The 20080-nt window shown below is 75.4% G+C and carries 23 protein-coding genes; 2 read left to right on the forward strand and 21 right to left on the reverse strand.

The genetic code is table 11. The annotated features are described in order from the left end of the window. Nucleotides 1-79 precede the first annotated feature (79 nt). Nucleotides 80-1255 carry a class I SAM-dependent methyltransferase gene (locus ACRYRX_RS01155; RefSeq protein ID WP_432509939.1) on the forward strand — a complete coding sequence of 392 codons (1176 nt, stop codon included), beginning with the start codon at nt 80-82 and terminating at the stop codon, nt 1253-1255. Here the strand turns inward: ACRYRX_RS01155 and rimI are convergent. From rimI to glmS, 9 genes are all read right to left on the reverse strand, one after another. Then, nucleotides 1248-1673: a ribosomal protein S18-alanine N-acetyltransferase gene (rimI, locus tag ACRYRX_RS01160; protein WP_432509974.1), complete on the reverse strand. Its 426-nt coding sequence runs from the start codon at nt 1671-1673 to the stop codon at nt 1248-1250. The two genes, ACRYRX_RS01155 and rimI, sit on opposite strands and share 8 nt — an antisense overlap. A gap of 37 nt (nt 1674-1710) precedes the next feature. Further along, complete coding sequence (gene tsaB / locus ACRYRX_RS01165; RefSeq protein ID WP_432509940.1) at nt 1711-2376, reverse strand: tRNA (adenosine(37)-N6)-threonylcarbamoyltransferase complex dimerization subunit type 1 TsaB; 666 nt, start codon at nt 2374-2376, stop codon at nt 1711-1713. A gap of 30 nt (nt 2377-2406) precedes the next feature. Next, a complete protein-coding gene (locus ACRYRX_RS01170) occupies nt 2407-3180 on the reverse strand; it encodes an alpha/beta hydrolase (RefSeq protein WP_432509941.1) in 774 nt (257 codons plus the stop codon). Then, nucleotides 3177-3659 (reverse strand): tRNA (adenosine(37)-N6)-threonylcarbamoyltransferase complex ATPase subunit type 1 TsaE, encoded by a 483-nt coding sequence (tsaE, locus tag ACRYRX_RS01175; protein WP_432509942.1) that lies wholly within the window; start codon nt 3657-3659, stop codon nt 3177-3179. The genes ACRYRX_RS01170 and tsaE overlap by 4 nt, the downstream gene beginning before the upstream one ends. Next, nucleotides 3656-4684 (reverse strand): alpha/beta fold hydrolase, encoded by a 1029-nt coding sequence (locus tag ACRYRX_RS01180; protein ID WP_432509943.1) that lies wholly within the window; start codon nt 4682-4684, stop codon nt 3656-3658. The genes tsaE and ACRYRX_RS01180 overlap by 4 nt, the downstream gene beginning before the upstream one ends. After that, on the reverse strand, nt 4681-5853 hold the full coding sequence (alr, locus tag ACRYRX_RS01185; RefSeq protein WP_432509944.1) for an alanine racemase: 1173 nt from the start codon (nt 5851-5853) through the stop codon (nt 4681-4683). The genes ACRYRX_RS01180 and alr overlap by 4 nt, the downstream gene beginning before the upstream one ends. 75 nt (nt 5854-5928) lie before the next feature. Continuing rightward, the gene (locus ACRYRX_RS01190) at nt 5929-7365 is read right to left on the reverse strand and encodes an NAD(P)H-hydrate epimerase (protein WP_432509945.1); all 1437 of its coding nucleotides are present in this window, start codon (nt 7363-7365) and stop codon (nt 5929-5931) included. Then, entirely contained in the window at nt 7362-7715 is a 354-nt protein-coding gene (locus ACRYRX_RS01195; protein WP_432509946.1) for a holo-ACP synthase, read from the reverse strand. The genes ACRYRX_RS01190 and ACRYRX_RS01195 overlap by 4 nt, the downstream gene beginning before the upstream one ends. Nucleotides 7716-7816: 101 nt before the next feature. Continuing rightward, nucleotides 7817-9673: a glutamine--fructose-6-phosphate transaminase (isomerizing) gene (glmS, locus tag ACRYRX_RS01200; protein WP_432509947.1), complete on the reverse strand. Its 1857-nt coding sequence runs from the start codon at nt 9671-9673 to the stop codon at nt 7817-7819. Nucleotides 9674-9782: 109 nt separating this feature from the next. On the opposite strand from glmS, the gene coaA reads away from it, so the two are divergent. Further along, nucleotides 9783-10769 (forward strand): type I pantothenate kinase, encoded by a 987-nt coding sequence (gene coaA / locus ACRYRX_RS01205; RefSeq protein ID WP_432509949.1) that lies wholly within the window; start codon nt 9783-9785, stop codon nt 10767-10769. A 7-nt stretch (nt 10770-10776) separates the two neighbouring features. Here the strand turns inward: coaA and glmM are convergent, their stop codons facing one another. The 12 genes from glmM to infA form a co-directional block, all read right to left on the reverse strand. After that, entirely contained in the window at nt 10777-12141 is a 1365-nt protein-coding gene (glmM, locus tag ACRYRX_RS01210; protein ID WP_432509950.1) for a phosphoglucosamine mutase, read from the reverse strand. A 101-nt stretch (nt 12142-12242) separates the two neighbouring features. Then, nucleotides 12243-12743 (reverse strand): 30S ribosomal protein S9, encoded by a 501-nt coding sequence (gene rpsI / locus ACRYRX_RS01215; RefSeq protein WP_432509952.1) that lies wholly within the window; start codon nt 12741-12743, stop codon nt 12243-12245. A gap of 43 nt (nt 12744-12786) precedes the next feature. Next, on the reverse strand, nt 12787-13230 hold the full coding sequence (gene rplM, locus ACRYRX_RS01220; protein WP_432509953.1) for a 50S ribosomal protein L13: 444 nt from the start codon (nt 13228-13230) through the stop codon (nt 12787-12789). Between the two features lie 164 nt (nt 13231-13394). Next, on the reverse strand, nt 13395-15092 hold the full coding sequence (locus ACRYRX_RS01225; RefSeq protein WP_432509954.1) for an ABC-F family ATP-binding cassette domain-containing protein: 1698 nt from the start codon (nt 15090-15092) through the stop codon (nt 13395-13397). A 25-nt stretch (nt 15093-15117) separates the two neighbouring features. Continuing rightward, nucleotides 15118-15618, reverse strand: coding sequence for a SixA phosphatase family protein (locus tag ACRYRX_RS01230; protein WP_432509955.1), 501 nt, complete (start codon nt 15616-15618; stop codon nt 15118-15120). Between the two features lie 69 nt (nt 15619-15687). Then, on the reverse strand, nt 15688-16581 hold the full coding sequence (locus ACRYRX_RS01235; RefSeq protein ID WP_432509975.1) for a tRNA pseudouridine synthase A: 894 nt from the start codon (nt 16579-16581) through the stop codon (nt 15688-15690). Further along, entirely contained in the window at nt 16578-17168 is a 591-nt protein-coding gene (gene rplQ / locus ACRYRX_RS01240) for a 50S ribosomal protein L17 (RefSeq protein ID WP_432509956.1), read from the reverse strand. Before rplQ ends, ACRYRX_RS01235 begins: the two co-directional genes overlap by 4 nt. A gap of 56 nt (nt 17169-17224) precedes the next feature. Continuing rightward, complete coding sequence (locus ACRYRX_RS01245) at nt 17225-18238, reverse strand: DNA-directed RNA polymerase subunit alpha (protein WP_432509957.1); 1014 nt, start codon at nt 18236-18238, stop codon at nt 17225-17227. A gap of 145 nt (nt 18239-18383) precedes the next feature. Further along, nucleotides 18384-18791, reverse strand: a complete 408-nt coding sequence (rpsK, locus tag ACRYRX_RS01250) for a 30S ribosomal protein S11 (protein WP_432509958.1) — start codon at nt 18789-18791, stop codon at nt 18384-18386. A 90-nt stretch (nt 18792-18881) separates the two neighbouring features. Continuing rightward, a complete protein-coding gene (gene rpsM / locus ACRYRX_RS01255; protein ID WP_432509959.1) occupies nt 18882-19262 on the reverse strand; it encodes a 30S ribosomal protein S13 in 381 nt (126 codons plus the stop codon). A gap of 166 nt (nt 19263-19428) precedes the next feature. Next, a complete protein-coding gene (gene rpmJ, locus ACRYRX_RS01260) occupies nt 19429-19542 on the reverse strand; it encodes a 50S ribosomal protein L36 (RefSeq protein ID WP_106209588.1) in 114 nt (37 codons plus the stop codon). A gap of 61 nt (nt 19543-19603) precedes the next feature. Further along, entirely contained in the window at nt 19604-19825 is a 222-nt protein-coding gene (gene infA / locus ACRYRX_RS01265) for a translation initiation factor IF-1 (protein WP_012084955.1), read from the reverse strand. Nucleotides 19826-20080 lie beyond the last annotated feature (255 nt).

Below are 20080 nucleotides of genomic sequence, written 5' to 3' on the forward strand. Positions count from 1 at the left end.
GCCACCGACGCTGCGCGTGACGTTAGCACTCACGACCGGCGAGTGCCAGGTCCGGGTCGGTCCTGGCAGCATCCACCGGGTGAACACCGCGGACGTCCAGGCCCTGCAGTCCCCCGCCGGCCGGTCCCTGCTCGCCGAGCTGGCCGGGACCGCCGGCGAGGACCCCGTCGCCCTCGCCACCCGGCTGCGCCGCGCCGGGCACGACCCCGCGCTCGCCGCCCTGGCCACCACCCAGGTGCGGCTGCGGGAGAGGGCCGCCGCGAAGTTCGGCCCGCGCGCCCACGAGCTGCTGCTCACCGCCGCCGGCGCCGAGCAGGCGACCCGCGCCGTCGTCGCCGCCGAGCACGCCCGACGGTTCGCCGCCGCGGGCGTGACCCGCGTCGCCGACCTCGGCTGCGGGGTCGGGGCGGACTCCCTGGCCTTCCTCGACGCGGGCCTGGACGTCCTGCCCGTCGACGCCGACCCGGTCACCGCGGCCGTCGCCACCCACAACCTCGGGGTGCCGGTCCGCTGCGAGGACGTGACGGCCGGCGTCGTGCAGGAGCTGACCGCGACCGACGGGGCCTGGTTCGACCCGGCGCGGCGCACCTCCGGCGGACGGCGCCTGTTCGACCCCGAGGCCACCTCCCCGCCCCTGTCGTTCGTGCTGGCCACCGCCGCGCGCGTCCCGGCCACCGGCGCCAAGCTCGCCCCCGGCCTGCCGCACGACCTCGTGCCGCCCGGCGCCGAGGCGCGGTGGACGTCCGTGGACGGCGAGGTCGTCGAGTGCGCGCTGTGGTGCGGACCGCTGGCCCGCCCCGGCGTCGGGCGCAGCGCCCGGGTGGTCCGCGGGGCCACCGCCCTGGAGCTGGACGACCGCGACCTGCCCGTGGCGGACGTCGGGGACGTCGGGCAGTACCTGCACGAACCGGACGGGGCCGTCATCCGCGCCGGGCTCGTGGGCCGCGTCGCGCACGACCTCGGGGGCCGGCTGGTCGACGAGACCATCGCCTACGTGACGACGGACGACGCGGCGACGTCGGGGTTCGCCCGCTCGTTCCGGGTGCTGGAGGTGATGCCGTTCGGGCTGAAGACGCTGCGGGCGCGGCTGCGGGCCCTGGACGTCGGGCCGCTGACGGTCAAGAAGCGCGGGACGGCCGTCGACCCCGACCAGCTGCGCAGGCAGCTCGCGCTGAAGGGCTCACGGCCCGCGACGATCGTGCTGACCCGCCTGCGGGGCAGGCAGAGCGTCCTGCTCGTCGAGCCCGTCAGCTGAGGCGCGCCCGCAGCACCAGCGCGTCGACGTCGTCGGGCTGGTAGTAGCGCGCGCGCCGGGCGATCTGCTCGAACCCCTCGCTGCGGTACAGGTGCTGCGCGGGCTCGTTGTCGGCGCGGACCTCCAGCAGCAGGTGCCTGGCCCCGGCCCCGGCGGCCTGCGCCCGCAGGGCCCGCAGCAGCTCCCGCCCCGTGCCGCGGCCCTGCCGGTCGCGGGCGACGCCGATGGTCTGCACGTCGGCCTCGGCGCCGTTGACCGCGACCCCGCCGTACCCGACGACCCGCCCGTCCTCCACGGCCACCAGGAAGCGCCGGTTGGGCCGGGCCAGCTCACCCCAGAACGACTCCGGCGACCACGCGGTGCCGCCGAACAGGTCGGCCTCCAGGGCGTGCACGTCGGTCAGGTCCCACCAGCGCATCTCCCGCAGCTCCACCCGCGCGAGGGTACGGGCCGCGCTACGCCGTGACGCGCTTGCGCGCCCCCGGCTCGGTGGCGTCCGGGCGCCGCAGGTACAGCGGCTCCGGCGGCACCAGCTCCAGCCCGCCGCGGCCGGCGAGCGCGTCCACGACCAGCTGCGCCAGCGCGCCGCCGTCCACGACCAGGGGCCCGCGCTCGGCGCCGAGGACGTCGGGGTACAGCCGGGTGCCCGAGCCGACGACCGGCACGTCCACGCGGACCTCGGCCGGTGCCCCGACGTCCGGACCCGCGGTCCGCCGCACCCCCTCGGCGCCCGCGCGGTAGCGGGCGGTGTGGACCTCCCGGCGGCGGGCGTCGGTGGCGACGAGGAACTCCCCGTCCAGCCCACCGGCGGCGGCCTGGGCCGCGAGCGCGTCGAGGGAGCAGACGCCGTGGACGCGCGCGCCCCACGCCAGCGCCAGCGAGCGGGCGGTGACGATGCCGACCCGCAGGCCCGTGTACGGGCCCGGGCCGACGCCCACGGCGACGTCGGTGACGTCGGTGCGCTCGCGGCCGGCGTCGGCCAGCACCGCGGCGATCGTCGGGACGAGGACCTCGTTGTGGCTGCGGGCCGTCCCGGCGCGGGTGGACCGCAGGACCCGCTCACCGTCGTGGAGGGCGACCGCCACCCCGTCGGTCGCGGTGTCGAGGGCGAGGAGCAGCACCGGAGGATCGTACGCGCGCGAAGGCCGCCGTCAGGTCCTCGGGTGGGCGGCGCGGCGGGCGAAGCGGACGGACGCGGCGAACACCGCGGGTGCGTCCCGGTCGCTGGTCAGTTCGTGGAAGCTGTTGGCGTACACCACTTCCGACACCTCCGTCGAGGAGACCCCGGCCAGCACGACCCGGGCGGACAGCGGGGGCACGACGTGGTCGACGCGCGAGCGCAGCAGCAGCAGGGGCTGGCGCACCAGCGGCAGGTCGCGCCGCACGTCCCGCCAGCCGGCGGTCTGGGACGCCAGCGCCCGCAGCGGCGTCCGGTCGTAGGCCAGCACCGAGGCGGTGGGGTCGGACAGGTCCCCCGCGATCGCCGGCCACCCCGGCAGCAGCCGGCCCAGCGCCCACACCGCCCCGGCCCGCCACGGGTCGAGCGCGACGGCGGGGTTGGCCAGCACGAGGCCGTGGACGCGGTCGGGGTGCAGCTGCGCCAGCCGCAGCGCCAGGGCCCCGCCCATCGAGATCCCCGCGACGAGCACCACCTCGTGGTCCAGCCGGGCCAGCGCCGCCCCGGCCGCGGCCACCCAGTCGGCCCAGGTGCTGCGGTTGCAGTCGGCCACGGTGGTGCCGTGCCCGGGCAGCAGCGGCACCTCGACGTCGAACCCGGCCGCGTGGAACTCCTCGGCCCACTCGGCCACCGACAGCGGGGTCGCGGTGAAGCCGTGCAGGACCAGGACCGCGGCGCGGGGGCGGTCGCGGTGGCGGCGGGAGAACCCCCGCACCCGCTCGTCGGGCGAGCGCTGCGCGAGGTTCACCCGAGTTCCACCCCGGCCCAGCGGGCCCCCAGGCCCCGCAGCCGCGCGCGCCGGGGCTCCACGGGGGCGTCCCCCTCGACGTCGACGGCGCCGTGCGGGCGCAGCAGCTCGATCTCCAGGCGGTCCCCAGCGAGGTCCTCGACCAGGCCGCGGCCCCACTCGACCACCGTGACGGCCTCGTCGGCCGAGGTGTCCAGGTCCAGGTCGTCGACCTCGGCCAGCGACCCGAGCCGGTAGGCGTCCACGTGCACGAGCGGTGGCCCGCCCACCAGGGAGGGGTGCTCGCGGGCGATGACGAACGTGGGCGAGGTGACGGGCCCGCGCACGCCCAGGCCCTCGGCCAGGCCCCGGGTGAACGTCGTCTTGCCCGCGCCGAGGTCACCGGCGAGGACGAGGAGGTCCCCGGCCCGCAGCAGCGCGCCGACGCGGCGCCCGAACGCGGCCGTCTCCTCGGGCGTGCGCAGCTCCAGCTCGGTCACCGGGTCCCCCGTCCTCGGGTGCGCCGCGCCAGCGGGACGACGACCTCCTGCACGGTCGCGGCCACCGGGGCCCGGCGCGACAGCAGTCGCTCCAGCCGCGCGGTCACGACCGAGGGGTGCTCCAGCATCAGCAGGTGGCCGGCTCCGCGCACCAGGACGTGCTCGGCGCCGGGGATCGCCTCGGCGATCTCGAGGCTGTGCGCGGCGGGGGTCATGAGGTCGCGCTCGGCGGCCAGCACCAGGACGGGCCGGCCCGCCAGCCCGGCGAGCGCCTCGCGCTCGTCGAGGGTGCTGAACGCGGGCAGCAGGTCGGCGATGACGTCGACGGGGGTCTGCGCCATCATCCGCGCCGACAGCCGCAGCAGCTCCGGTCCGACGGGGCCGGCGAAGTTCCAGTGCCGCACCAGGAGCTGCTCCAGGTCCGCGCCCGCGCGCCGGCTGCGCTCGAGGACGTCGTAGCGGTGCTCGGCGCGTTCGAGGGCCAGCTCGGCCCAGCGGACGAGGTGGTGCCCCAGCAGCGGCAGGCCGTGGTCGACGGCGGCCATCCCGCCCGCGCTGGTGGCCAGCAGGGCGACGGCCGACACCCGGGGCAGCAGGTCCGGGCGGCGGGCGGCGAGCTCCATGACGGTCATGCCGCCCAAGGAGTGCCCCACCAGGACCACCGGGCCGGTGGGGGCGACGGCGTCGAGGACCTGGCCGAGGTCGTCGGCGAGCCGGGCCACGCTCACCGGCCCGGCGGGGCCGCGCCCGGAGCGGCCGTGGCCGCGCTGGTCGGGCAGGACGAGCCGGTACCGGCCGCGCAGCGCGAGCCGCTGGAAGTGCCAGCAGTCGCTGGACAGGGCGTACCCGTGGCAGAGCACGACCGTCGGGCCGCCGGAGCCGTGGGCGTGGCCGACCGGGTCCACGTCGACGTGCAGCCGGGCGCCGTCGTCGGTGACGACCTCGACGGGCTCGCCGGTCAGCGGGTGCAGCTCCTCGCGCCGGGCGCCGGGGACGTGCCGGCGCGCCCGCAGCGACGGCCTCACGCGCACACCCCCGCCCGCTCGGGCACGGACGTGCCCGCGGGTGCGGCGGTCTCCCGGTAGCTGCGCGGGACCCGGGCCCCGATGCGGGTGACGACCTCCCACGAGATCGTCCCGGCGGCGGCGGCCCAGTCGTCGGCCGTGGCCTCCCCGTGCCGGCCGGGCCCGAAGACCACCGCGACGTCGCCGGGCTCGGCGGCGTCGTCGCCGAGGTCGACGACCACCTGGTCCATGCAGACGCGGCCCGCGATGCGCCGCCGGGCGCCACCCACGAGCACCTCGCCGGAGCGCTCGCCGTCCCAGGACGCGTGCCGGGGCACCCCGTCGCCGTAGCCGACGGGGACCAGGCCGAGGGTCGTGGCGGCCGGGACGGTGTACGTCAGGCCGTAGGACACGCCCGCCCCGGCGGGGACGCGGCGCACGTGCGCGAGCCGGGCCAGCAGCGTCATGGCCGGTTCCAGCCCCAGCTCGGCGCCCGTGGCCCGGTCGGGGGCGGGGCTGAGGCCGTAGACGGCGAGCCCGGCGCGGACGAGGTCGTAGCGGGCGGCGGGGACGAAGAACGCCGCCGCGGAGTTCGCGTGGTGCCGCAGGCCCGGGTCGACCCCGTGGTCGCGGGCGGTCGCCAGCGCGGCCTCGAACGCGGCCAGCTGCGCCGGGACGGAGGGGTCGCCGGGCACGTCGGCGCTGGCGAAGTGCGCCCACGTGCCGCGCACCCGCAGGTCCCCGGCCGCGACGTGCCGCGCGACGACGTCCAGCAGCGCGGGCCACTCCGCCGGGGACGCCCCGCCGCGCGACATCCCGGTGTCGACCTCCAGGTGCACGTCGGCGCGGCGGCCGGCGGCGCGGGCGGCCGCCACGACGGCCTGGACCGCCCAGACCGCCGCGACGGACAGGTCGACCCCGGCCCGCACGGCGGGCACCAGGTCGGTGCCGGGGGTGAGGATCCAGGCCAGCACGTCCGCCTCGACCCCGGCGGCGCGCAGCGCGAGCGCCTCGTGGACGTGCGCGACCCCGAGCCAGGTCGCCCCGCCCGCCAGCGCCGCCCGCGCGACGGGGACCAGGCCGTGGCCGTAGGCGTCGGCCTTCACGACGGCCATCACCTCGGCCGGGCCGACGGCGGAGCGGACGGCCCCGACGTTGCGCGCGACCGCCCCCAGGTCGACGAGGGCCACCGCGGGGACACCGTCCGGGACGTCGGCGGGTACACCGGGTCGTGGATGCACTCCTCGACGGTACCCGGCCCCCCGTCAGCTCCCGGGCCGGTCCCACCCCGGCAGGCCGGTCAGGGCCGCCGGGACGGCGTCGGCGACGTCGAGCGCCGCCAGCGGCCCGCCGGCCGAGGCGAGCTCGGCCGCCCGGCCGTGCAGGACGGCGGCGTCGGCGGCCACCACGGCCGGGTCGTCCCCGGGCCGGGAGGCCAGGGCCGCGCCGAGGATCCCGGCCAGCACGTCCCCGGCCCCGGCGGTCGACAGCCAGGCGGGGGCGGCCGCGGCCGTCAGCACCCGGTCCCCGACGACGGTGGTGACGGTGCCCTTGAGCAGGACGGTGGCGCCGGTCCGCTCGTGCGCGCGGCGCGCGTGCGTCAGCGGGTCGGCCTCCACGGCGGCCCGGTCCACGCCCAGCAGCCGGGCCAGCTCCCCGGCGTGCGGGGTCAGGACGTGATGCGGGCCGAGGGCGTCCGGCAGGCCGGCCAGGGCGCCGGCGTCGACGACGGCCGGTTCGCCCGACGCCAGCGCCGCGCGGACGCGGGCCTGCTGCTGGGGGTCGTCCGGGGAGACGCCCGGGCCCAGGACCCACGCCTGCACCCGGCCGGGCCCGGCGACGGCCTCGGGCCGGCGCTGCCGGACCAGCTCGGTGGGGTGGGCCGGGCCGAGGTAGCGGACCATGCCGGCGCCGGCGCGGACGGCGGCCTCCACGGCCAGGACCGCGGCGCCGGTGTAGTCCGGCCCGCCGGCCACGACGCCGACGACCCCGCGGGAGTACTTGTCGTCCGCGGGCCGCGCGCGCCGCCAGCGGGCCGCGACGTCGGCGGGCTCGACCCGCTCGACGGCGGGGGCGGGCAGCTCCCCCAGCCCGATGTCGGCCACGAGCAGCCGGCCGCAGAGCCCGGCGGCCGGGCCGAGCAGGTGCGCGGGCCGGGCGGTGCCGAACGTGACGGTGACGTCGGCGGCCACGACCTCGCCGCCGACGGCGCCGGAGTCGGCGTCCAGCCCCGACGGCAGGTCGACGGCCACGACGACCGGCCCGGTCAGCGCGGACAGCCCCTCGAACGCCGGGCGCAGGCCACCGCGGCCGCCGAGACCGGCGATGCCGTCCAGGACGAGGTCGGCCGCGGCGCAGGCGGACTCGTCACCGGGCGCCCACGGCCGGGACCGCACCCCGGCGCGCCGGGCCGCGGCCAGGGCCTCGGGGTGCGCGCGGTCGGCGGTCAGCAGCGCGGTGACCGCCGCCCCGCGCCGGGCCAGCCGCGCGGCCGCCAGCAGCGCGTCGCCGCCGTTGTCCCCCGACCCGGCCAGGACGACGACGCGGCGGCCCGCGACCCCGGCGGTCGTGTCGCGCAGGACGTCGGCGCAGACCACGTCGAGGGCGGCGGCGGCCCGGTCCATCAGCGTCCCCGGCGCCCGCCCCGCCAGCGCGGCCCGCTCGGCGGCGCGCACGTCCTCGGCGCGGTGCGCGCCGATCACTTGCCCTCCGCGACCACCATGGCGGTGGCGATGCCGGCGTCGTGCGACAGGGACAGGTGGAAGGTGCCCACGCCCATCTCCTTGGCGATCTTCTTGGCGCTGCCCTTGACCACGATCCGCGGGCGGTGCCCGTCCTCGCGCTCGACGACGACGTCGCGCCACACCAGCCCCACGGGCGCGCCCAGGGACTTCGCGACGGCCTCCTTGGCCGCGAACCGGGCCGCGAGCGACTCCGGCGGCAGCCCGCGCTCACCGTCCCCGAAGAGCCGTTCGAGCAGCAGCGGCGTGCGCTCGACCTGCCGTTTGAAGCGGGCGACGTCGACGACGTCGATCCCGATGCCGATGATCATCCGTGCACCCCTCCGCGCCCTCGACCTCCGCCGGCGTCACGTTCCCACGAGGGTCCGCGACGCCCGACGGCGGGGGGTCGGCGACGATCACGCGGGGGCGCTCACTCCACGGTGACGGACTTCGCCAGGTTCCGCGGCTGGTCGACGTCGAGCCCCTTGGCGGTCGCGAGTTCGCAGGCGAACACCTGCAGCGGCACGACGGCCAGCAGCGGCGACAGCAGCGTCGAGGTCCGCGGGATGCGGATGACGACGTCGGCGAACGGTTCCACCGCGGTGTCGCCCTGCTCGGCGATGACCAGGGTCCGGGCCCCGCGGGCGCGGACCTCCTGGATGTTGCTGACGACCTTGGAGTGCAGCGAATCGCGCCCGCGCGGGCTGGGGACGACGACGAACACCGGCTGACCGGGTTCGACGAGCGCGATCGGCCCGTGCTTGAGCTCCCCGGCCGCGAAACCCTCGGCGTGGATGTAGGCGAGTTCCTTCAGCTTCAGCGCCCCCTCCATCGCCACCGGGTACCCGACGTGCCGGCCCAGGAACAGCACCGAGCGGGTGTCGGCCATGTAGCGGGCGATCTCGCGGACCTGCTCCAGGCCGTCGAGGACCTGCCGGACCTGACCGGGGATCTCGTGCAGCTGGGCCAGGACCTCCCCGACCTCGTCGGCGAACTTGTTCCCGCGCAACTGGGCCAGGTACAGCCCCAGCAGGTAGCAGGCGGTGATCTGGGCCAGGAACGCCTTCGTGGAGGCGACGGCGATCTCGGGACCGGCGTGGGTGTAGAGGACGGCGTCGGACTCCCGCGGGATCGTCGACCCGTTGGTGTTGCAGATCGCCAGGACCTTCGCGCCCTGCTCGCGGGCGTGCCGCACGGCCATGATGGTGTCCATCGTCTCCCCCGACTGGGAGATGGCGACGACGAGCGTGCGGTCGGACACGACGGGGTCGCGGTAGCGGAACTCGTGGGCGAGCTCGACCTCGACGGGGATGCGGCACCAGTGCTCGACGGCGTACTTGGCGACCTGCCCCGCGTACGCGGCCGTCCCGCAGGCGATGACGACGATCTTGTCGACGCTGCGCAGTTCCGCCTCGGAGATCTTCATCTCGTCCAGCTGCAACCGGCCGGCCGCGTCGACCCGGCCCAGCAGGGTGTCGGCGATGGCCTGCGGCTGGTCGTGGATCTCCTTGGCCATGAACGAGGGGTAACCGCCCTTCTCGGCGGCCGCGGCGTCCCAGTCCACGTGGAACCGGCGGCCCTCCACGGGCGCACCGTCGAAACCGGTGACGACGACCGACGTCGGGGTGATCGTGACGACCTGGTCCTGGCCGAGTTCCAGGGCCTCGCGGGTGGACCCGATGAACGCCGCGACGTCGGAACCCAGGTAGTTGGCCCCGTCGCCGAGCCCCACGACCAGCGGGGAGTTCCGGCGCGCGCCGACGATGGTGTCGGGTGCGTCGGCGTGCACGGCGAGCAGCGTGAAGGCGCCCTCCAGGCGCAGGCAGACCGCGCGCAGGGCCTCGGTGAGGTCCCCCCCGGAGTCGCCGTCGTACGCGCGGGCCAGCAGGTGCGCGACGACCTCGGTGTCGGTCTCGCTGGCGAACTCGACCCCGGCCTCGAGCAGTTCGGTGCGCAGCGCGGCGAAGTTCTCGACGATGCCGTTGTGGATGACGGCGACCCGGCCGCCGACCCCCACGTGCGGGTGCGCGTTGGCGTCGGTGGGGCCGCCGTGGGTGGCCCAGCGGGTGTGCCCGATGGCCGTGGCCGTCTCCGGCAGCGGATCGGCCCCGAGGACCTCGACGAGGTTGGCGAGCTTGCCCGCCTTCTTGCGGGTCTGCACGCCGTCGGCGGTGACGGCGGCGATGCCGGCCGAGTCGTACCCCCGGTACTCCAGCCGCCGCAGGCCCTCCAGGACCACCTCGGTGCCCTGCTGGGCGACCCCCACGTACCCGACGATTCCGCACATGGGATCGAGGGTACGGTCCCGCCGCGGCGCGGGGCCGCGGCCTCGCCGGGGGTCGCCCGGGGGGTCGCCGGGGGGTCGCCCCGCGGGGTCACCCGGTAGCCTCTCGCCGGTGAGCTCGGGTGCGACGACGTCGCTGTCCTCGGTAGCAGCGGGGTCGGCGAGCACCCCCACCCCCTACGTGGTGCTCGACCGGGCGCACTGGAGCGCCCTGCGCGCCAACACCCCCCTGACCCTGACCGCCGAGGACGTGGCGCGCCTGCGCGGCCTCGGCGACCGCGTCGACCTGCGGGAGGTCGAGGAGGTGTACCTGCCGCTGTCGCGGCTGCTGACCCTCTACGACCGGTCCGCCGGGTCGCTGCACGCCGCGACCTCCACGTTCCTCGGGGAGGACGTCCAGCGCACCCCGTTCGTCATCGGCATCGCCGGGTCCGTCGCCGTCGGCAAGTCCACCACCGCCCGCGTCCTGCGCGAGCTGCTGTCGCACTGGCCCGAGACCCCGCGGGTCGAGCTGGTCACGACGGACGGTTTCCTGCTGCCCAACGCCGAGCTGGAACGGCGCGGCATCCTGCACCGCAAGGGGTTCCCCGAGAGCTACGACCGGCGGGCGCTGCTGCGCTTCCTGGCCGCGGTGAAGTCCGGCGTCCCCGAGGTCCGGGCGCCGGTCTACTCCCACCTCGTCTACGACATCGTGCCGGACGAGCACATCGTCGTCCGCTCCCCCGACGTGCTCATCGTCGAGGGGCTCAACGTCCTGCAGCCGGCCCGGGTCCGCGCCGACGGGACGCAGGGCGTCGCGGTCAGCGACTACTTCGACTTCTCCCTGTACGTCGACGCCCGCAGCGAGGACGTGCGGAACTGGTACGTGCACCGGTTCCTGGAGCTGCGCCGCACGGCGTTCTCCAAGCCCCAGTCGTACTTCCACCGCTACGCCGCCCTCACCGACGAGGAGGCCGTCGCGCGGGCCGGGCGGATCTGGAACGACATCAACGGCCCGAACCTGGCCGAGAACGTGCTGCCGACCCGCGGCCGCGCGACCTGCGTCCTGCAGAAGGGCGCCGACCACTCGGTGCGTCAGGTGCGGTTGCGCAAGGTCTGAGGGGTCCTCACAGCGCCAGGCGGGCGCGCACCACGTCGGCGAGCCGGTCGGCGACGGCCTGCGCCTGCTCCTGGTGGGCGGCCTCGACCATGACCCGCACGAGCGGTTCGGTCCCGCTGGGACGCAGCAGGACCCGGCCCGTGGCGCCGAGCTCGGCCTCGGCCGCGGCCACGGCCTCGAGCAGGTCGCCGTCGGCGCCCGCGCGGGACTTGTCGACCCCGCGGACGTTGACCAGGACCTGCGGCAGCCGCTCCACGACACCGGCGAGCTCGGCCAGCGACCGGCCCGTCTCGGCCATGCGGGCCATCAGGTGCAGACCCGTCAGGACGCCGTCGCCGGTGCTGGCGTGCGCCGGGAGCACCACGTGCCCGCTCTGCTCGCCCCCGATGCTCCACCGGCCCGCGGTGAGGGCCTCCAGCACGTACCGGTCGCCGACGGCCGTCTCGACCACCGTGACGCCCTCGCGCTGCATGGCGAGCTTGAGGCCGAGGTTGCTCATGACGGTCGCGACGAGGGTGTCCTCCACGAGCTGCCCGCGGTCGCGCAGGGCCAGGGCGAGGACGGCCATGATCTGGTCGCCGTCGACCTCGTCGCCCGCCGCGTCCACCGCCAGGCACCGGTCGGCGTCCCCGTCGTGGGCCAGGCCGAGGTCGGCGCCGTGCGCGACGACGGCCGCCCGGACCGGGCCGAGGTGGGTGGAGCCGACGCCGTCGTTGATGTTCAGCCCGTCGGGGGCCGCGGCCAGGACGGTGACCCGGGCGCCGGCCTCGCGCAGCACGCGCGGCGAGACCGCGCTGGCGGCGCCGTTGGCGCAGTCGACGACGACGTGCAGCCCCGCCAGCGACGACGGCCCACCGGGCAGGGTCGACAGCAGGTGGTCGGCGTAGGTGTCCTGGGCGTCCTGCTCCACGTCCGGTCCGGCGTGGACCCGCCCGACCCCCGCGCCCGTGGGGCGCCGCGCCGCGCCGGAGCGGTGGGCGGCCTCGATGCGGTCCTCGACGTCGTCGGGCAGCTTCGTGCCGCCGCGGGCGAAGATCTTCAGGCCGTTGTCGGGCATCGCGTTGTGCGACGCCGAGAGCATCACGCCGAAGTCGGCGCCGGAGGTGCCGACCAGGTGCGCCAGCGCCGGCGTCGGGACGACGCCCACGTCCAGCACGTCGACCCCTGAGGCGGCCAGCCCGGCGACCACGGCCGCGGACAGGAACTCCCCCGAGGCGCGCGGGTCGCGGCCCACCAGCGCCCGCGGCCGGGCCTGGCCGGTGTCGTCGACGAGGACGGTGGCCGCGGCCACCGCCAGACCCAGCGCCGTCTCGGCGGTCAGGTCGACGTTCGCCAGCCCCCGCACGCCGTCGGTCCCGAAGAGCCGCCCCACGCTCGTTCCCTCTCCACTCGGCCGATCCCGGCCCCAGACACCACGACGGCCCCGGGAGACTCCCGGGGCCGTCGTGACGGTACTCGCCGACAGGCGCTGGATCAGCGCTTGCTGAACTGCGGCGCCTTGCGGGCCTTCTTCAGACCGGCCTTCTTGCGCTCGATGACGCGCGGGTCGCGGGTCAGGAAGCCGGCCTTCTTCAGGGCCGGGCGGTTCGCCTCGAGGTCGACGGCGTTCAGCGCGCGCGCCACGCCGAGGCGCAGGGCACCGGCCTGGCCGGAGGAGCCACCGCCGTGGATGCGGGCGATGACGTCGAACGAACCCTCGAGCGCGGTGACGCGGAACGGCTCGTTGACGAGCTGCTGGTGCACCTTGTTCGGGAAGTAGTCGTCCAGCTCACGGCCGTTGATCTTCCACTGGCCGGTGCCGGGGACGATGCGCACGCGGGCGACGGCCTCCTTGCGGCGGCCGGTGGCCCCGCCGGGGGCGATGATGCTGTTGCCGCCGGTGGCCGGGGCGGACGATTCCGACGTGTAGGACCCGTCGAACTCGTCGGTCTCGGTGATGTCCTCGACGACGTCTTCGGTCGTGTACTCGCTCACGATGCTCCTCGCTCCGCTCAGTTGGCCGTGTTGGTGCCGCGGCTCACTGCGCGACCTGGGTGATCGTGAAGGGCACGGGCTGCTGCGCCCCGTGCGGGTGCTCCGGGCCGGCGTAGACCTTGAGCTTGCTCAGGACCTGACGGCCGAGGGAGTTCTTGGGGATCATGCCGCGGATGGCCTTCTCGACGGCCTTCTCCGGGTTCTTGTCGAGCAGCTCGACGTAGCTGGTGGCCTTGAGGCCGCCCGGGTAGCCGGAGTGGCGGTAGGCGACCTTCTGCTCGCGCTTGGAGCCCGTCAGGGCCACCTTCGCGGCGTTGACGATGATGACGTAGTCGCCACCGTCGACGTGCGGGGCGAACGTCGCCTTGTGCTTGCCGCGGAGCAGGGTCGCGGCCTGAACGGCCAGACGGCCCAGGACGACGTCCTCCGCGTCGATGACGAGCCAACGGCGGTCGATGTCGCCCGGCTTGGGGGTGAACGTGCGCACGGGGGTTACCCATCTCCTCGGACGATTGCGGACTGGGCCCGCGCTCGAATCCCTCCGGCGCCGGGAAGATCTCCCGAACCTGACGGCAGGTACTGCGTGGGCACAACGACCCATGACGTTACCTGCCGTTCGCCGGATGGGTCAAAACGGCTGGTGGCAGCCGCTCAACGTACCCGCTCCACGCGCGCGACGTCCCACACCGGCTCGGGCGTCTCCACGACGCGGCCGTCCTCCCCGAACAGCAGGAACCGGTCGAAGCCGCGGGCGAACCAGCGGTCGTGGGTCACCGCCACGACCGTCCCCTCGAAGGCCGCCAGGGCCCGCTCCAGGGCCTCGGCCGAGTGCAGGTCCAGGTTGTCGGTCGGCTCGTCCAGCAGCAGCAGCGTCGCCCCGGACAGCTCCAGCAGCAGGATCTGCAGCCGGGCCTGCTGACCGCCGGACAGGTGCTCGAACAGCTGCTCGGCCGCCTCCGCCAGCCCGTACCGGTCCAGCGCCCGGCCCGCGGCCTCCCGGTCCAGGCCGTCGCGGTGGGAGTTCCCGCGGTGCAGCACGTCCAGCAGCGTCCGGCCCACCAGGGCCGGCTGCTCGTGCGTCTGGGCGAACCAGCCCGGCCGCACCCGGGCCCCCAGGCGCACCGACCCGCGGTGCTCCACCGGCGCCGGGACGTGCTCGTCGACGGGCAGGTGCTCGGCGTCGGGGTCGGACCCGCCGGCGGCGAGCAGGCGCAGGAAGTGCGACTTGCCCGAGCCGTTGGAGCCCAGCACCGCGACCCGGTCCCCCAGCCACAGCTCCGCGTCGAAGGGCTGCATCAGGCCGGTGAGCTCCAGGCGCTCCACGACCACCGCGCGCTTGCCCGTGCGGCCCCCGCGCAGCCGCATCCGCACGTCCTGCGCGGTCGGCGGCGCCTGCGGCGGGCCCGCCTCCTCGAACTTCGCCAGCCGGGTCTGGGCCGCGGCGTACCGCGAGGCCATGCCGTCGTTGAACTTCGACTTCTCCCGCAGCGTCACCACAAGCGTGCGCAGCTTGACGCGCTCCTCGTCCCAGCGCCGGCGCAGCTCCTCCAGGCGCTCCCCGCGGGCCTGCCGGGCGGCGCCGTACTCGGCGAACGAGCCGCCGTGCGTCCAGGCCACGGCCCCCAGCGCCCCCGGTTCGAGGGTGACGATGCGGTCGGCGGCCGCCGCGAGCAGCTCCCGGTCGTGGCTGACCAGCAGCACCGACTTCGACGTCGCCCGCAGCTGCTCCTCCAGCCAGCGCTTGCCCGGCACGTCGAGGTAGTTGTCCGGCTCGTCCAGCAGCAGCACGCCCTCGGGACCGCGCAGCAGCGCCTCCAGCACCAGCCGCTTCTGCTCCCCGCCCGACAGGGTGCGGACCAGGCGGTTGCGGCACCGGTCGAACGGGACGCCCAGGGCCGCCAGGGTGCACTCGTCCCAGACGACCTCCTGCTCGTAGCCGCCGGCGTCGCCGAAGTCGGCCAGGGCCTGCGCGTAGCGCAGCTGGGACTTCTCGGTCCCGTCCTCGACCATCGCGGCCTCGGTCGCCTCCACGGCCGCGAAGGCCGCGCGCAGCGGCGCGGGGGCGACGTGGACGAGCAGCTCGGCGACCGACGTGTCGTCGCGCACCGACCCCACGAACTGCCGCATGACGCCCAGCCCGCCGCTGCGGGCGATCGCGCCCTGCTGGACGGGCTCGTCGCCGGCGATGAGCCGCAGCAGCGTGGTCTTGCCCGTCCCGTTGGGGCCGACGAGCGCCGTCGTGGCGCCGTCGGCGACGCGGAAGGCGACGTCGTCCAGCAGGGGACGCCCGTCGGGGAGCTCGTGGCTCAGCCCGGAGACGTCGACGTGTCCACTCGCAGATCCAGCCACGGCGGGACAGTCTGCCCCGAGGAGGTCAGAGCTCGCTGCCGGTTTCCGCGCGGGCGGTGTGGGTCAGGCGCAGCGAGCAGCTGGTGGAGTCGGCGTCGGCCCACTCCCCCGCGACGTCCAGGACGGCGATGCCGGCCGTGCGCAGCTGCACGACCTCGCCCGTGAGGGCCTCGACCAGCGCGCTGACCCCCGGGTTGTGCGCGACGAGGACGACCGTGGCGTCGGCGGTCTCGGTGTCGAGCCCGCGGACGATGCGCAGCAGGTCCCCGAGGCTGGCCTCGTACAGCCGCTCCTCGTCGACGATGACGGGGGCGGCCCCCCAGCCGTCCAGCAGCCGGGCGGTGGTCTCCTCGGTGCGGCGGGACGGGGAGCTCAGCAGGAGGTCGCAGCGGCCGACGTGCTCCCGCAGCCAGCGGCCGGCCTCGACGGCGTCGGCCCTGCCGCGGTCGGCGAGGGGGCGGGCGATGTCCTGCAGTCCGAGCGGCGAATCGGCCTTCGCGTGGCGGACGACGACGAGCGTGGGCACGTTGCCCTAGCCTGCCGCACGCCGGGCCCGCCCGGCGAACCGCCCCCGCGCCCGGGGCGCCCGATCGGGTCAGGGCAGCGTGCGCACGGCCCGGGACTGCGCCGCGCGCGCGGCGAGGTCGGTGTCGGCGGGGTAGACGACCTCCTCCAGCGTCAGGCCCTGCGGGCCGACGACGGTCACGGCGGGGTCGCGCCGCGCCCGGTCCTGCACCAGCCGCGGCCAGTCGACGTCGCGCCGCCCGTCCCCCACGGCCAGCGCCGCGCCCACCAGCGCGCGCACCATGGAGTGGCAGAAGGCGTCGGCCTGCACGTCGGCCACCAGCAGGCCGTCGTCCGCGCGCGACCACGAGTACGCCAGCAGCGTGCGGACCGTGGTCGCCCCCTCGCGCGGCCTGCAGTACGCCGCGAACTCGCGCAGGCCGACGAGGCTGCGGGCGGCGAGGTCCATGGCGGCCGCGTCCAGCGGCCGGCGGTGGTGCAGCACGTCGAACCGGCGCAGCGGCGGCACCCCGGCCGGGTCGTCGCACACGCGGTAGGCGTAGCGGCGCCGCAGGGCGCCGAAGCGCGCGTCGAAACCGTCGGGGGCGGGCCCGGCCCGGTGGACGCGCACGTCGGGCGGCAGGACGCCCGCCAGGCGCCGGACGAGGGCCGTCCCCGGCGGGGAGCCCGACCTCCCCGGCACGGCCGCCCAGGCGGCCGCGGGGACGTCGACGTGGGCCACCTGACCGCTGGCGTGGACGCCCGCGTCGGTGCGGCCGGCCACCGTGAGCCGGGGGGCGGGGTCCAGCCGCAGCACCCGGCCGAGCGCGGCGGTCAGCTCCCCCTGCACCGTGCGCAGGCCCGGCTGCTCGGCCCAGCCCGCGAAGCGCGTCCCGTCGTAGCCGAGGTCGAGGCGGACGCGAACGAGCCCGCCCTCCCCGCGAACGGGGAGGACGGGCTCGACGCTGGGACGGGAGGCGCTCAGGCCTGGTCCTTCTTCTCGTCCGAGGGGTCGGCCTCAGCGGCGTCGACCTCGGTGCCCTCGTCGGCGGTCGCCGGGGCGTCGCCCTCGGGGAGGGTGTCCGGCTGCGCGACGCTGCCGGGCTCGACCTCGGTGGTCTCCGGGGTCGCCTCGGCCGCGGGGGCCTCCGCGGCCGGGGCGGTCGCGGCGGCGACCTGCTCGGCCTCGCGGACGACGCCCTGCTTGGCGCTGACCGGCTCCATGACGAGCTGGATGACGGCCATGGGGGCGTTGTCGCCCTTGCGGGGACCGATCTTCACGATGCGCGTGTAGCCACCGTTGCGCTCGGCCATCGCGGGCGCGATCTCGGTGAAGAGGAAGTGCACGACGGACTTGTCGCGCACCGTCTTCATGACCTCGCGGCGGGCCGCCAGGTCACCCTTCTTGGCGAAGGTGATGAGGCGCTCGGCGTGCGGGCGCAGCCGCTTCGCCTTGGCCTCGGTGGTGGTGATGCTGCGGTGTTCGAAGAGCTGCGTCGCCAGGTTGGCGAGGATGAGCTTCTCGTGGGCCGGCCCGCCGCCGAGCCGCGGACCCTTGGTGGGGGTGGGCATTGTTGTGTCTCCTCGGTGTTGCCCCGCGCCCGGTCAGCGCGCGGAGCTGCGGACGGTCAGAGCTGCTCGTCCTCGGCGAACGACTGGTCGTCGTCCTCGAAGTCGTTGACGACGGCGCTCGGGTCGAACCCGGGCGGGGAGTCCTTGAGGTGCAGGCCCATGCCGACCAGCTTGGCCTTGACCTCGTCGATGGACTTCTGCCCGAAGTTGCGGATGTCGAGCAGGTCGGCCTCGCTGCGCGAGACCAGTTCGCCGACGGTGTGGATGCCCTCGCGCTTGAGGCAGTTGTAGGACCGGACCGTGAGGTCCAGCGCCTCGATCTCCAGCGCCAGGTCCGCCGCCAGCGCGGCGTCGGTCGGCGAGGGGCCCATGTCGATGCCCTCGGCCTCGACGTTGAGCTCGCGCGCCAGGCCGAACAGCTCGACCAGGGTCTTGCCGGCCGAGGCGACGGCGTCGCGGGGCGTGATGGCGTGCTTGGTCTCCACGTCCACGACGAGGCGGTCGAAGTCCGTCCGCTGCTCGACGCGGGTCGCCTCGACCTTGTACGTCACCTTCAGGACCGGGGAGTAGATCGAGTCGACCGGGATGCGGCCGATCTCCTGCTCACCGGACTTGTTCTGCGCCGCCGAGACGTAGCCGCGGCCGCGCTCGACCGTCAGCTCCAGCTCGAGCTTGCCCTTGCTGTTGAGCGTCGCGATGTGCAGGTCGGGGTTGTGGACCTCGACCCCCGCGGGCGGGGCGATGTCGGCCGCGGTGACCGCGCCCGGGCCCTGCTTGCGCAGGTACATGACGACGGGTTCGTCGTGCTCGGAGGAGACGACGAGGTTCTTGACGTTGAGGACGATCTCGGTGACGTCCTCCTTCACCCCCGGCACGGACGTGAACTCGTGCAGCACACCGTCGATCCGCAGGCTGGTCACCGCGGCGCCCGGGATGGACGACAGCAGGGTCCGGCGCAGCGAGTTGCCGAGGGTGTACCCGAAGCCGGGCTCGAGGGGCTCGATGACGAAGCGCGAGCGGTACTCGTCGACGACGTCCTCGGTGAGGGTGGGGCGCTGTGCGATCAGCACGGAGGTTCCTTCCCGCGGGCGTCCGCCATATGACGCCCCGCACGCCCGTCGGCATCGGTCCACCGACGGGGTCTGGCTCGATCAGAGAACTGGGTTTCCGATCAGGTCGGTCCCGGGACCCGAGGGCCCCGGGACCGCTCCCGAGTCAGACGCGCCGGCGCTTGGGCGGACGGCAGCCGTTGTGCGGGCTGGGGGAGACGTCCTGGATCGCGCCGACCTCGAGGCCGGTGGCCTGGAGGGAACGGATCGCGGTCTCGCGGCCCGACCCCGGGCCCTTGACGAAGACGTCGACCTTGCGCATGCCGTGCTCCTGCGCACGACGAGCGGCCGCCTCGGCGGCCATCTGGGCGGCGAACGGGGTCGACTTGCGGGACCCCTTGAACCCGACCTGACCGGCCGACGCCCACGCGATGACCGCGCCCGTCGGGTCGGTGATCGAGACGATCGTGTTGTTGAACGTCGACTTGATGTGCGCGTGGCCGTGCGCGACGTTCTTCTTCTCCTTGCGACGCGGCTTGCGCGTCGCCGTGGCCTGGCGGCTCTTGGGAGGCATGCTCTCCGGACTCCTGGTGGACTGCGACGACTGGCTTCGAGGGCGAACCGGTGGGTTCGCGAGGCGGCCCGCAGGCGGACCGCGCACTGCTTACTTGCGACCGGCCTTCTTCTTGCCGGCCACGGTGCGCTTCGGGCCCTTGCGGGTGCGCGCGTTGGTCTTCGTGCGCTGACCGCGGACGGGCAGCCCGCGGCGGTGCCGCAGGCCCTGGTAGGTGCCGATCTCGACCTTGCGGCGGATGTCGGCGGCCACCTCGCGGCGGAGGTCACCCTCGACGCGGTAGTTGCCCTCGATGTGGTCGCGGAGCGCGACCAGGTCGTCGTCCGAGAGGTCGCGGACGCGCAGGTTCGGGTTCACACCCGTCGCGGCCAGGGTTTCCTGGGCGCGCGTGCGACCGACGCCGTAGATGTACGTGAGCGCGATCTCCAGCCGCTTCTCGCGGGGGAGGTCGACGCCGACGAGACGTGCCATGCGGGATGGTCCCTCTTCTGTCGCGGAGGTCTGGAGCAGGGCCTGTCCCGCCGTCTCGAGCGGGTCCCCGGCCTCCGACCGGGGGTGTCACCAGCGGTGCTGGCGGGTCCTGCTGTGGGAACTGCGTCCGTGCTGGAGCAGTGGCGAAGCTGCGGTGCGTGCTGCGTCAGCCCTGGCGCTGCTTGTGGCGCAGGTTGTCGCAGATGATCATGACTCGCCCGTGACGGCGGATCACCTTGCACTTGTCGCAGATCTTCTTGACGCTCGGCTTGACCTTCATCGTGTCTCCGGTCGTGCAGAACCCGTCCCGGTCTCGGGACGGGCCGGCGGCCAGTGGGTGGTCACTTGTAGCGGTAGACGATGCGCCCGCGGGACAGGTCGTAGGGGCTGAGCTCGACCACGACCCGGTCCTCGGGGAGGATGCGGATGTAGTGCTGACGCATCTTCCCGGAGATGTGGGCGAGCACCTTGTGACCGTTGCTCAGCTCGACGCGGAACATCGCGTTCGGCAGGGCCTCGATCACGGTGCCTTCGATCTCGATGACGCCGTCCTTCTTCGGCATGTCCTCCGCTTTTCATCAAGTGTCGGTTGAAGTCCGTCTGATCACCCCCGCTGGAAGACCCAACAGAAGGCATGACGGACCGACGGTCAAGCTTACGCGACGGCGCGCCGTGTGCGAAATCGGGCGATCATGCCCGTCGACCCGGTTGCAGCGCAACCGAAGACGCGGGGGGGGGGGGGGGGGGGGGGGGGGGGGGGGGGGGGGGGGGGGGGGGGGGGGGGGGGGGGGGGCGCGGGGGCGCTGGCGGGCGCCCGC

This window comes from Kineococcus lubricus (assembly GCF_050871965.1).
Taxonomy (GTDB): Bacteria; Actinomycetota; Actinomycetes; order Actinomycetales; family Kineococcaceae; genus Kineococcus.

Bases quoted from the DNA above. Each gene is read 5' to 3' on its own strand.
- rimI (WP_432509974.1), bottom strand. From the start codon at position 1,673: ATGCGCTGGTGGGACCTGACCGACGTGCACGCCCTGGAGGCCGACCTG.
- rpsK (WP_432509958.1), bottom strand. From the start codon at position 18,791: ATGCCTCCCAAGAGCCGCCAGGCCACGGCGACGCGCAAGCCGCGTCGC.
- infA (WP_012084955.1), bottom strand. From the start codon at position 19,825: ATGCCGAAGAAGGACGGCGTCATCGAGATCGAAGGCACCGTGATCGAG.
- rpmJ (WP_106209588.1), bottom strand. From the start codon at position 19,542: ATGAAGGTCAAGCCGAGCGTCAAGAAGATCTGCGACAAGTGCAAGGTG.
- rpsM (WP_432509959.1), bottom strand. From the start codon at position 19,262: ATGGCACGTCTCGTCGGCGTCGACCTCCCCCGCGAGAAGCGGCTGGAG.
- rplQ (WP_432509956.1), bottom strand. From the start codon at position 17,168: ATGCCCACCCCCACCAAGGGTCCGCGGCTCGGCGGCGGGCCGGCCCAC.
- glmS (WP_432509947.1), bottom strand. From the start codon at position 9,673: ATGTGCGGAATCGTCGGGTACGTGGGGGTCGCCCAGCAGGGCACCGAG.
- ACRYRX_RS01195 (WP_432509946.1), bottom strand. From the start codon at position 7,715: ATGATCATCGGCATCGGGATCGACGTCGTCGACGTCGCCCGCTTCAAA.